General features: G+C 36.7%; 10 protein-coding genes. 1 reads left to right on the top strand and 9 read right to left on the bottom strand.

Annotated elements, in window-relative coordinates; genetic code table 11:
* Nucleotides 1-17: 17 nt before the first annotated feature.
* Nucleotides 18-1,103 carry a CdaR family protein gene (locus RU96_RS02295; RefSeq protein ID WP_071863935.1) on the bottom strand — a complete coding sequence of 362 codons (1,086 nt, stop codon included), beginning with the start codon at nt 1,101-1,103 and terminating at the stop codon, nt 18-20.
* Nucleotides 1,100-1,984 (bottom strand): diadenylate cyclase CdaA, encoded by an 885-nt coding sequence (gene cdaA / locus RU96_RS02290; RefSeq protein ID WP_071863934.1) that lies wholly within the window; start codon nt 1,982-1,984, stop codon nt 1,100-1,102. Before cdaA ends, RU96_RS02295 begins: the two co-directional genes overlap by 4 nt.
* A gap of 201 nt (nt 1,985-2,185) precedes the next feature.
* Between cdaA and RU96_RS02285 the strand changes: the two genes are divergently transcribed.
* Entirely contained in the window at nt 2,186-2,704 is a 519-nt protein-coding gene (locus RU96_RS02285) for a DsbA family protein (protein ID WP_071863933.1), read from the top strand.
* Between the two features lie 126 nt (nt 2,705-2,830).
* Here the strand turns inward: RU96_RS02285 and whiA are convergent, their stop codons facing one another.
* From whiA to uvrB, 7 genes are all read right to left on the bottom strand, one after another.
* Nucleotides 2,831-3,766 carry a DNA-binding protein WhiA gene (whiA, locus tag RU96_RS02280; protein WP_071863932.1) on the bottom strand — a complete coding sequence of 312 codons (936 nt, stop codon included), beginning with the start codon at nt 3,764-3,766 and terminating at the stop codon, nt 2,831-2,833.
* A gap of 49 nt (nt 3,767-3,815) precedes the next feature.
* Complete coding sequence (locus RU96_RS02275; RefSeq protein WP_071863931.1) at nt 3,816-4,802, bottom strand: gluconeogenesis factor YvcK family protein; 987 nt, start codon at nt 4,800-4,802, stop codon at nt 3,816-3,818.
* Complete coding sequence (gene rapZ / locus RU96_RS02270; RefSeq protein ID WP_071863930.1) at nt 4,799-5,683, bottom strand: RNase adapter RapZ; 885 nt, start codon at nt 5,681-5,683, stop codon at nt 4,799-4,801. The genes RU96_RS02275 and rapZ overlap by 4 nt, the downstream gene beginning before the upstream one ends.
* A gap of 347 nt (nt 5,684-6,030) precedes the next feature.
* Nucleotides 6,031-6,750: an amino acid racemase gene (locus RU96_RS02265; protein ID WP_071863929.1), complete on the bottom strand. Its 720-nt coding sequence runs from the start codon at nt 6,748-6,750 to the stop codon at nt 6,031-6,033.
* A gap of 4 nt (nt 6,751-6,754) precedes the next feature.
* Nucleotides 6,755-7,966 (bottom strand): carboxylate--amine ligase, encoded by a 1,212-nt coding sequence (locus RU96_RS02260; RefSeq protein ID WP_211269892.1) that lies wholly within the window; start codon nt 7,964-7,966, stop codon nt 6,755-6,757.
* Between the two features lie 179 nt (nt 7,967-8,145).
* Nucleotides 8,146-10,965 (bottom strand): excinuclease ABC subunit UvrA, encoded by a 2,820-nt coding sequence (uvrA, locus tag RU96_RS02255; RefSeq protein WP_071863928.1) that lies wholly within the window; start codon nt 10,963-10,965, stop codon nt 8,146-8,148.
* A 52-nt stretch (nt 10,966-11,017) separates the two neighbouring features.
* The gene (gene uvrB, locus RU96_RS02250; RefSeq protein WP_071863927.1) at nt 11,018-13,012 is read right to left on the bottom strand and encodes an excinuclease ABC subunit UvrB; all 1,995 of its coding nucleotides are present in this window, start codon (nt 13,010-13,012) and stop codon (nt 11,018-11,020) included.
* Nucleotides 13,013-13,193: the final 181 nt, after the last annotated feature.

Raw genomic sequence — 13,193 nt, 5'->3', positions numbered from 1 at the left:
AATTGTTTTAGTTAATTTTATTCATTTGACGTTTGTTCTACGCTTGCTTCAGTTGATTCCTGACTTTCTTCACTTGACGAAGAAGCACTTGTTTCTTCTTCCTGACTTGTACTTGCTCGTGTGGAAGAAGTTGTCGTTTGTGTTGTGCTTGTTGTATTACGAACTGGTGTAATTTCCACTTTAACTGTTTTAGGAGAAGCAACAACGCCACTTTCAGTCGGAATAGCAACTTCTCGCGTTGTTTTTTCAGAAATATTAGTGATATCCACCGGCAACGCAATACTTTCAATTGCATCTAATTTAGACTGCGGTCCACGAATAACTGTAGATAAACTATCTAGCTTAAATTCATAGTGGGAAATGTTGGCTGGAACCGTGCCAATTTGAGACGCATAAAGACTGACAATTTTTTCAGGTGCTTTTACTTTAACTGATATTTGTGCTTCTGCTGGATCAGAAATCACACTTAAACGATTACCTTCTTTATCCAGCGCTTCAATTGTCGCTTTTTCTTCAAAATCCGCACTAGCAGTTTTTGATGGATCAACTGTTGCCACCACGCGATCAATTTCAGCTAATGTTTTTTCACCAGTGGTAATTTGTGCTTCTTCAGGTTCAACGGTAATACTATCAACTGAAAAACCTTCCCCAAGATTAGACGAAGATACAACTGGATTGATTTTAAAAGATTTTGTGACTTTCTTTTCAATTGTTACCGTAACTTTTGCCGGACTAATGGTATAACCTACCGCACTACTACCGTTTTGAATCCGTAGCTTCACTTCATGAGTACCTTCACCTAAACCAGTCAGATCACAAACAACTCGAAATCCCCGTGTATCCGGATTGGCTTCTGCGTTTAATTGAATCCGGTTGGCACTACTTAGTTTTACAGAAACATAAGGATCAAAACCTAAAATATAATATTTATCCGAATCATAGACTGGATGAATTTGAACTTTATTGACCGTTTCTTCAAAATTTTCGGGATTGGTATTTAAAGTCGTTTGCACATTCCGGCCATTGGCATTAAAAAATAAAATCAAGCTGAAAATAAACGCTAAGAAGCCATACAAGATATTGCTTTTACGACTTGAGCTCATTTCTTACCTCCTTTAGCGAAACTTTCGATAAAGGATTGAAGCAGATTTTTCTTTGTCTCTGTTTTTTCTTCAGGAATTAATTCTCTGTGTAAAATTTTCAAATATTCTTCTTGGGAGAGTTCAGATAACAATTGATTATTCAATGTAATGCTAACCCCACCAGTTTCTTCTGAAACAACGACGGTAACGGCGTCACTCACTTCGCTAATTCCTACGGCCGCTCTGTGACGAGTCCCGAATTCTTTTGGAATGAGCATACTTTCAGACAAAGGCAAATACGCACACGACACAGCAATTTTATCGTTGCGAATAATCACAGCACCATCATGCAGTGGAGTATTTGGAATAAAGATATTGATCAAAAGTTCACCGGTAATATCGGCTTCAAGAGGAATCCCGGTTTCAATGTACTCTTCAAGGCCTGTATTACGTTCAATCGTAATTAAAGCGCCAATTTTACGTTTAGACATATATTGAACAGCCTTGTCTAGTGACGTGATCAATTGCTCGTCTTCTTTTTGTTCTTGTTTTGTCGTCTTAAAGAAGGTACTCCGCCCTAAATGTTCCAGCCCACGTCTGATTTCAGGTTGGAAAATGACAATCGCTGCAATCACCCCATAGGTAATAACTTGATCCATTAACCAAGACAACGTGTGTAACCCAATGAGTTCAGCGCCAAAACGGATAGCAATAAAAATTGCTACACCTTTAAACAACTGGATGGCTTTAGTCCCTCTCACTAGTTGAATCAACTTATAAACGATATACCACACAACAAGAATATCTAAAATATTAACAAAAAAATTCCAAGAAAAAATATCGACGTTAAACATTTGTTTCCAATAATCGATATTAAATAATTCTTGAATACTAAATGACATAGGCAGACTCCCTTTACAATTGGACTTACTTTACTAGTATAGCACAGCTTTTCTCTCCCCTCACCTGCAAAACAATGGAAGTTACATTTTTTTCATACTCTTTTCATTTCTATTCAAAAAAATTATTATTAAACACAATATTTCCCATTTTACCTACTTTTCGCTACACTAACAGTAAGAAAACAGAGAGGATGAAACATTTTGGATATTAGTATCATTAATGCCGCCGAAACAAATGGCGATGTAGGAATCATTATTGGAGATAAAAATGCAAAAAAGACATTAGTCGAATTTATTAATCTCCGTTGCCCTTTTTGCCGCCAATGGTTTTTAGATCATGAAAAACTGTTAGCAAAAGAAGTTGCGAGTGGCAATTTAAAACGTGTAATTAAATTATACAATAAAGACAAAGAAAGTTTGCAACGCGGCAATGTCATGCATCAGTACGTGACAAAAGGAGATGAGAAAAAAGCGCTGGCTGATATCAAGAAAATCTTCTTATCACAAGACTTATGGGGGGATTTATCTTTAGAAGCTGTAGCCAAATTTGCCGAAGAAGATTTAAAACTGGAAAACTATACAGATGAATTAACACAAAAAGCTATCGTCACAGAAGCACAACGGGCCAATATTCAGTTTGTGCCAACTATGATTTTAAACGACCATATTTTTGATGAAAGCATCTCTGCAGAAACTCTGTTAGCTTACCTAAATGAATAAAGTAAAGCCTGTATTTTTTACCTTTATGCTTGTATCGATCTTAAAAAGTTAAACCAAAACTAACTCTTTAAATCGTGACAATTTTAAAAGGAAAAAAATACAGGCTTTTTTATGATCATTTTTTATTTAAACTACTTGTTCTCTTAGTCGCTCGGCAAACTCATTAATTTTGCGGATACGGTGATTAATTCCCGATTTTGAGATAGCACCTGAAGGAATCATTTCCCCTAACTCTTTTAGACTCACTTCCGGATGCTCTAAACGTAACTCGGCAATTTCTTGCAATTTTTCTGGTAAAGCTTGTAAACCAACTCGATTTTCAATAAATTCAATATTTTCAATCTGCTTTGAAGCAGCATCAATTGTTTTATTCAAATTAGCAGTCTCACAATTAACCAAGCGGTTGACTGAATTGCGCATATCCCGCACAATCCGAACATCTTCAAATTTCAACATAGAATTGGTCGCTCCAATTAACGTCAAGAAATCCGCTATTTTTTCTGCGCCTTTTAAATAAGAAATATAGCCGTTACGCCGTTCTAAGGTGCGCGCGTTTAAATCGTAATAGTTTAACATTTGACAGACATCGAGATTGTGTTCTTCATAAAGAGAATAAATTTCTAAATGATAACGACTCGTTTCCGGATTGTTCACCGATCCGGATGCCATAAAAGCGCCGCGCAAATAAGAGCGCATTTTTTGCGTATTTCCCATTATTTCATCAGAAATATGTGTTTGGAACATCAGACCGTCCATAATTGCCAATTCATTTAAAACTTCCTGTGTTCGTTCTTTTAAGCGTACGATATATACGTTATTTTTTTTCAATTTCATTTTACGCCGGACCAATAATTCACTTCGCACGCCAAAATGATCCTTTAATAAAGTATAAATACGGCGCGCAATTGCGGCATTTTCAGTTTGAACGTTTAAAACAAACTGATGATTACTTAAGCTAACCGATCCATTCATACGAATTAAAGCAGCCAACTCCGCTTTTGCGTGTTCGCGATGGACTTCTAAAGTCGTCAATTCTTTTTTTACATCTGCCGCAAATGACATTTTTTTACCTCCTTTCTGCTTTATTTATGGTTCATTAAATTTTTAATCTTTAATACAATATGCGCAATAATTCTTCAACGACTTTTTCGCCATCGTGAAAAACGCCACCATCGCGTAATTGTAAAAAGTCAGCTGAAACAACACGGCATCCTTCTTTGCGTAAACCTTTAAAGTCGTGTTTCACTTGAACCAAATACTCATCATATACTTCAGGATCCATATACCCTTCCGGAACTTTTTCAGTATTAACTAAAACAGTATCTACAAAAGGTTGGTTTAAGTGCTGGTGTAAAACTTGTACATGATTTGCATCAGTAAAATGCTCTGTCTCACCTTTTTGAGTCATAATATTACAAATATAAACCGTCTCCGCTTGCGTAGCCAAAAGTGCGGTACCAATTTCTGAAATCATTAAATTAGGTAGAATACTTGTAAATAAACTTCCCGGACCCAACACAATCATATCTGCTTCCATAATCGAAGAAACTACTTTTCGAGCAGCACTTGGTTCTTTGTCTCCTTCTTGATTACGAACAAAAACATGATCAATTGTCTTGCGATCAATCGCTATTTTTGACTCGCCGACTGCCTGGGTGCCATCTTTAAAAACAGCATGTAAAACTAATGGTGTTTCACTAGAAGGATAAATATGGCCATCGACATGCATCATTTTGCTCAATAATTGAATTGCTTCATAAGTACTGCCTCGCATTTCTGAAATCGCAGCAATAATTAAATTTCCCAAGGCGTGATTCGCTAAAAATTTGTCATCTTTATGAAACCGATATTGAAAAATATCAGCATATAATTGGGGCATATCTGATAAAGCGACTAAAACATTGCGTAAATCCCCTGGTGGAGCCATTGCAACGGAATTACGAATCTCACCACTACTGCCACCGTCGTCAGCTACAGTTACAACAGCCGTGATGTCAATTCCTTGATTTCTTAATCCCCGCAAAATAACTGGCAAACCAGTTCCACCGCCTACGACCACGACTTTTGGTTTACGAATACGATATGTTTTCATTTTCATGAGCGGTTCACCGTCTCTTTGCGTTTGTCTTTATCCCGATGAGTGATATTAACTTTATAGTTTTTGCTTAATGCTTGCCCTACCCGTTCTGTCAAAGCAACCGATCGATGTTGTCCACCAGTACAACCAATTGCAATCGTTAAACTACTTTTACCTTCTTTTACATAACCAGGCATAATCGTCTCTAGTAACTGATAGAATTGTTGATAAAATTGTTCTGTCTCTGGAAATGACATAACATAGTCATAAACTTCTTGATCTTTCCCTGTTAACGGACGCAATTCAGGAATATAATGCGGATTTGGTAAGAAACGAACGTCCATTACAATATCGGCATCAATTGGCAAACCATACTTAAATCCAAATGAAATCATTTCAATCCGAAAACCGACCTCATTGGTCGTTTTAAATTCTTGATTGATTTTTTCCCGCAGTTGCCGTGGCGTTAAATTGGTTGTATCGACAACAAAAGTTGCTTTAGTTTTTAAATCTTCCAAAATGGCGCGTTCTTTTCGAATTCCTTCTGTAATTAGACCTTCCATTGCCAAAGGATGTACGCGTCGAGTTTCCTTGTAACGTGAAACCAATTCCTCATCTGAAGCATCTAAAAATAACACTTGCGTATCAATAAAGTTCGTATTTTCAATGTCCATTAACATTTCTTGAATCTCTTCAAAAAAGGATCGGGAGCGTAAATCAACGACTAGAGCAATTTTAGTAACTTTGCCGGATTCCTTAATTAGTTCCCAAAATTTAGGAATTAAAGAAGGTGGCATATTGTCAATGCAAAAATACCCCATATCTTCAAAGCTTTGAATCGCTACCGTCTTACCGGCACCACTCATTCCGGTAATAATCACTAGTTTTAAATTGTCTTGCATAAAAGCAGCTCCTCTCAAAAGTTGCAGTTTTTTAAAGTTATCTCGACATGAATAAGCCGAACAAAGAATGGCAACTACTTTGGCTTTCTTTGCTCGGGTTTTTAGCATTCCTCTAAACTCTCAGCTGGAAAACTTCTCCATCTGACATTATAACATTCCGGGCGTATCATAAGCAATAATATTATATTCTCTTTACTTTTTACTTTAGAAATAAACACTCGACTTTCTATGTATATCTTTTTTCCATTAATAAAAAAGGACTGTGATCAAAGCTTCATCACAATCCTTTTAACACGTGCACAAACGGTATTTGGGTAAGCGGTTAGTTATTGCGGTTTAAACTATCACTAATTTTCTTTTGCGCTTTTACGATCAGCTAGCGCCCGTTCAATCGTACGATCAACTAAAATCGATTGCGCATCCACTACGCTATATGGATTATCCGTTGCAAATTCCTCCATTAACGACAACTCAGTACAGCCTAAAACCGCACTAGCACAGCCACATTCTTCAATCGCTTCGGTCAGAATTTCATAATATAACTCTTTATTTAAAAAATCGTTTTCTTTAATATCACGATAAATCAAATCGTTTACTTTTTGTTGTAACGCTGCATTAGGCAGCATTACTTCAAAACCGACTTTTTCCAGTTCGCGTTGATAAACCCCCGCTTTTACACTACCTTCTGTACCTAAAAAGGCCACCTTGCCACCTTCTTGCCGCCGACTCATTTCAATCGCCGCTTCTCGTGGCATATGCAAAATAGGAATTTCAGTCGCCGCTTGTAGCGTTTCAAAAAAATAATGCGCAGTATTACAAGTCAAGACAATAAAATTCGGCTGTAATAAATTTTGTTTTTTTATATCATCTAATAAAAACGGTAGCGGGTTTTCTGCATCTTTATCTAAGATATAAGCTGTTCGATCTGGAACGGTCGCATGATTAAACAAGACATAATTTAGATAATCTTGATCTTTATGCGTGACAGTCCGCTGATTTAACAGACGAACAAAACTTTCTGTTGCTTGGGTACCCATCCCACCTAAAATACTAAAAAAGTTTTCCACTAGGTTAGCCTTCTTTCTCACTGAAATATTTCTTAAAGCCTGTAACATAATTGTGGAAAGCATATTTCATCAAAAGATAACGACGAATTGATGAATCCTTTTCATAAAACAAAGTGGTGCCGTAACGTCCTGCTTTGATTAATTTTTCGGCATACTGCTTATCTGCGTTGTCTTTAGCATATTGACGAAAGACTTTTTTAGGGACACCTAGCCAAACCTTAGCATTAGGATTATCTTTACGCCCATATTCAGTTTCTCTAAAGACGCTGTTAAAAACCAGGTCTTCTGTTACATATTTGGCTAAATTAAAACCACTTAAAGTAACAAAAAAACTACTTCGTCCTTGGCGCAAGTTAATTTCAAATAATTTATATTGCCCATCACGACGGTCATATTTCATATCAAAATTAGCAAAACCAACATAATTGATTTTTTCCAAAAAGGCTTTGATTGTTTGGTAGATTTCATCATTTTCATCTGGCACAATCACTACATAATTTCCCACAGCTGCTGGCGCAGGATCTTCTAATAGCGGATGGCCTAAAAACATAAAACGAGTCTGCCCATTTTGATCGACATAGGCATTTAACACGCGCATATTGCTATCATCCCCAGGAATGAAATCTTGAGCAATCATTTCACTTGTATAGCCAGCTTTGTATAGACGATCTAAAATCATATTAAACTCGGGTAAATTATCGATAATAAAGGCCTTTTTACGTCCTTCAAAATCGACAGATAACCATTCCACACTATTGGCCGGTTTTAAAGCCACCGGAAAATCAAAAGGCAACTCTTGATTTAATTTGCCGTCAATAACCATATCTTTTGTAATAATTAATGTTTTAGGATAAGGCAGTTGATATTTTTCACAAATATCATAAAAACTAACCTTATTAATTAATTTCTCAAACAAAGCGTAATCATTTGCCGCAAAAACATAATGTTCTTTTAACTCTTCTTTATGCTGGGATAACAATTCCGCATAGCCATCTCCGCAAGCTACCAATAAATATTTTACACTGGGATCGTGATACTTGGTTTGAGCTAATTTCAATAATTCATCAATAAAAACTGGATCTTGATCAAAACCAGAAATCACATTAACATCGACAATTTTACTATATTTTGTTGGTGCCAATTGAAAAGAAGCATATGCTGTTGATTTTATACCATATTCTTCATAAAATGCTCGGGCCATGCCGTAAACATTCATATCACTACCTAATAATATGGGGACAAAAGATTGTCGTTCCACTTTTACCACACTCACTTTATGTTTTACTTTAACTATAGAATCTTCTATTAATACAACATTCGTATCATACCATAAAGAAAAAGAGCAATCAAAAGCTATCTTCTGACTGCTCTATTTCTAAAAGAAATATTAGTGATTTAGTTTAAAACTTTTTTCAAATATTGACCGGTATAACTTTCTTTTACTTTTGCAATTTGTTCTGGGGTTCCTTTGGCGATAATCATACCACCACCGTCACCACCTTCTGGACCAAGATCAATCACATAATCTGCTGATTTAATGACATCCAAATTATGTTCAATTACTAAAACAGTATTGCCTGCATCTGATAAACGTTCCAAAACTTTTAATAAACGGGCAATGTCATCTGTATGCAACCCAGTGGTCGGTTCATCCAAGATATAAAAACTTTTTCCATTAGAATTTTTATGCAGTTCACTGGCCAATTTCATCCGCTGGGCTTCACCGCCGGATAAAGTCGTTGCTGGTTGACCTAAAGTGACATATCCTAAACCAACGTCAACAATCGTTTGTAATTTACGATGAATTTTGGGGATATGTTTGAAAAATTCAACGGCATCCTCTACAGTCATTTCTAGAATTTCAGCAATATTTTTTCCTTTATAATGAACTTCTAAAGTTTCAGAGTTGTAGCGTTTGCCATGACAAACTTCACAAGGTACGTAAACATCTGGTAAAAAGTGCATCTCAATTTTAATGATACCATCTCCGCGACACGCCTCACAACGTCCGCCTTTCACATTAAAACTAAAACGACCTTTTTTATAACCACGAATTTTAGCTTCATTCGTTTTAGCAAATAAATCACGAATATCATCAAAAACACTTGTATAAGTGGCCGGATTACTACGAGGCGTTCTGCCAATGGGACTTTGATCGATATCGATTATTTTTTCAATCGATTCATAACCTGTTATCTTCTTGAATTTACCCGGTTTATTTGAATTACGATTGATTTTTTGCGCCAATGCTTTTTTCAAAATTTCATTTACTAACGTTGATTTACCTGAACCTGAAACCCCAGTAACGGCAATAAATTTCCCTAATGGAAAATCAACACTAACATTTTTCAAATTATTCTCGGCAGCACCTGTAATTCTTAGTTTATCACCGTTGCCTTTACGACGTGTTTTTGGTACTGGAATTATTTTTTTGCCTGATAAATATTGACCTGTAATAGAATTTTCATTGGCAGCTACTTCCTCCGGTGTGCCGGCTGCTACAATTTCGCCACCTTGGGCTCCTGCGCCAGGACCTACGTCAATTAAATAATCTGCCGCCCGCATTGTATCTTCATCATGTTCAACCACGATTAACGTATTCCCCAAGTCTCGCATTTTCCGCAAAGAATCAAGCAAGCGATCATTGTCTCGTTGGTGTAAACCAATCGATGGTTCATCTAAAATATACAACACCCCAGATAAGTTTGACCCAATCTGCGTCGCCAAACGAATTCGTTGGGCTTCACCACCTGATAATGTTCCAGCAGCTCGACTTAAAGTCAGATAATCTAACCCTACATTTTGCAAGAAATTCAAACGATCGTTAATTTCTTTTAAAATTGGTTTTGCTATCATCTGTTCTTGTTCGGTTAATTTTACTGTTTCAAAAAAGTTTAATGCATTATGAATTGCTTTTTCACTTACTTCACCAATGTGGGTACCATTCACTTGGACCGACAAAGCTTGTGGATTCAAACGATAACCATGGCAAGTTTCACACGTAAGCTCTGTCATGTATAGACGCATTTGATCTCTGGTAAAGTCACTATTGGTTTCATGATAGCGGCGTTTAATATTAGTTAAAACCCCTTCAAAAGGTACTTCAACATCCCGCACACCACCAAAATCATTTTCATAATGAAAGTGAAAAGTTTCTCCATTGGAACCTCTTAGAACAATTTGCTGTTGTTCTTCAGGCAGCTCTTCAAATGGTGTATCTAAATCAATCCCAAAACTATCACAAGCTTGCGCTAACATTTCCGGATAATATTGTGAGCTGATGGGATTCCAAGGGATAATTGCTCCTTCACGTAATGTTTTGCTTTGATCTGGAATCACCAAGTCCAAATCCACTTCTAATTTCACCCCTAAGCCATCACATTCTGGACAAGCTCCAAAAGGCGCATTAAAAGAAAACAAACGCGGTTCTAACTCGCCAACGGTAAAACCACAATAAGGACAGGAGTAATGTTCACTAAACAGTTTTTCCTCTTGTCCGATGACATCCACAACTGCGTAGCCCTTAGCTAAATGCAGTGCCGCTTCAAAAGAATCAAATAAACGCGAACGAATACCGTCTTTTACCACAATACGGTCAATCACAATCGCAATTTCGTGTTTTAAGTTTTTTTCTAATTCCGGCACTTCACTAATATCATAAATTTCACCATCTACCCGGACCCGCACATACCCTTCTTTTTGAATTAATTCAAAAACTTTTTTATGTTGTCCTTTTTTTTGATAAACAATCGGGGCTAAAATTTGAATTTTCGTACGCTCAGGTAATGTTAAAACTTCATCGACCATTTGTTCTACCGATTGGCTCGTAATTTCAATATGATCATTTGGACAAATAGGATGACCAACACGAGCATATAACAACCGCAAATAATCATTAATCTCAGTTACGGTACCGACAGTTGAACGGGGATTTTTACTCGTGGTTTTTTGATCAATTGAAATTGCCGGGCTTAAACCATCGATACTATCAACATCTGGTTTATCCATTTGGCCTAAAAACTGACGCGCATAAGCCGATAGACTTTCAACATAACGTCGTTGTCCTTCAGCATATAACGTGTCAAAAGCAAGTGAACTTTTTCCCGAACCAGAAAGTCCCGTAACTACAACTAGTTCATCTCGTGGGATCGTGACATCAATATTTTTTAAATTATGGGCTCTGGCGCCATGAATTACGATTTTATCATTTGCCATATTTTTACTCCTTAATCGTTTAAAAGCGCCAAAAGACGCTTTTAAACTTATTTTATTCTGTTGCTTTTAGTTCTAAAATTGTATCTCGCAACGTCGCGGCTGTTTCAAAATCTAACGCTTTTGCCGCATCTTTCATTTCTGCTTCTAATTTGATTAATAAAGTATCTTTTTCTTCTTTGGTCAATTCATCGTAATTGGCTAGTGTAACTTCTTCACCTGTATCATCACTAGCTTTTGTAATTGCGATTAAATCACGAATTTCTTTAATAATGGTCTTAGGTATGATACCGTGTTCTTCGTTGTATTTTTCTTGGATACTACGACGACGAGAGGTTTCATCCATTGCTTTTTGCATAGAATCAGTAATTTTATCAGCGTACATAATTACTTTTCCTTCTGAATTACGAGCTGCCCGTCCAATTGTCTGAACTAAAGAACGTTCACTGCGTAAGAAACCTTCTTTATCTGCATCTAAAATCGCAACTAAAGATACTTCTGGTACATCAAGACCTTCTCTTAATAAGTTAATTCCCACTAAAACATCAAATTTACCTAAACGTAAATCACGAATAATCTCAGTTCGTTCCAACGTTTTAATATCACTGTGAAGATATTTCACTTTAATTCCTAACTCTTTAAAGTAGTCTGTTAAATCTTCTGACATTTTTTTCGTTAATGTTGTCACAAACACGCGCTCGTCTTTTGCTGCCCGCTCATTAATTTCTCCGACTAAATCGTCAATTTGTCCCATAATTGGTCGCACTTCAATCAATGGATCCAATAAACCAGTCGGTCGAATAATTTGTTGAATTACGGTATCCGTTTGTTCTGCCTCATATGGTCCTGGAGTAGCAGAAACGTAGATGATCTGGTGTACATGTTCTTCAAATTCTTCTAAGCGCAGTGGCCGGTTATCAAGAGCTGATGGTAAACGAAAACCATAATCCACTAGCATTTGTTTTCGTGCTCTATCACCATTATACATCCCGCGAATTTGCGGCATAGTAACGTGAGATTCATCAATCACAATCAGATAATCTTCTGGAAAGAAATCTAGTAATGTATAAGGAGGCTCTCCTTCTTTACGACCATCTAAATGACGTGAATAATTTTCAATCCCAGAAGTGTACCCCATCTCTCTTAACATCTCGATATCATAATTGGTTCGTTGTTCAAGGCGTTGTGCTTCTAATAATTGGTTGTTTTCACGTAAAATTTTCAGGCGCATATCTAATTCTTTTTGAATAGAAGCAATTGCTGTTTCCAGATGATCTTCATTTGTTACAAAGTGAGTGGCAGGAAAAATCGAAACATGTTCTGTTTCGGCGATTATTTCGCCTGTCAAAGCATCAACTTCACGAATGCGATCAATTTCATCACCAAAGAATTCAACCCGCAATGCACGCTCATCTCTTGAAGCTGGGAAAATCTCAACAACATCTCCTCGGACCCGGAATCGTCCCCGTTGAAAATCGATGTCATTGCGTTCAAATTGAATTTCAACTAAGTCGCGCAATAATTGGTCCCGACTGATTTCCATGCCGACACGTAATGACACGACTTGTTTTTGATATTCCATTGGTGAACCTAAGCCAAAAATACACGATACCGAAGCCACAACTACCACATCGTTGCGCTCTAATAACGCGCTAGTGGCGGAGTGACGTAATTTGTCAATTTCATCATTAATACTAGAGTCTTTTTCAATATAGGTGTCAGAAGATGGAACATATGCCTCTGGTTGATAATAATCATAGTAACTGACGAAATATTCTACAGCATTGTTAGGAAAAAATTCTTTAAATTCTCCATACAATTGTCCTGCTAAAGTTTTATTATGGGCAATAATTAAAGTTGGTTTATTAACCTCTTTAATAACATTTGAAATTGTATAAGTTTTACCAGTACCAGTTGCACCTAATAAAACTTGTGCTTTCTTGCCGCCATTAACCCCAGCTACTAATTGGCTAATCGCCTCTGGTTGGTCCCCAGCAGGTTCATATTTTGAAACTAACTGAAATTGATTGGAGGTTACTCGATCAATCATTCACATCTTCCTCCCTGATATTATTTTCTCTTTACAAAAATTGTATTCTTTTCCTATATAAAAGAAAATAAATACGCATTTTGTCCACGAAATATTTTAACATAGCGAACATATTTTCGCCACTTTTGAACCGCGTCTGAAGTTTTTCTTAATGTTATGTTTTATTACATGAGTTGTTACT

Source organism: Enterococcus canintestini, assembly GCF_001885735.1.
Classification (GTDB): Bacteria; Bacillota; Bacilli; order Lactobacillales; family Enterococcaceae; genus Enterococcus_C; species Enterococcus_C canintestini.
This window is presented reverse-complemented; position numbering and strand designations above follow the sequence as displayed.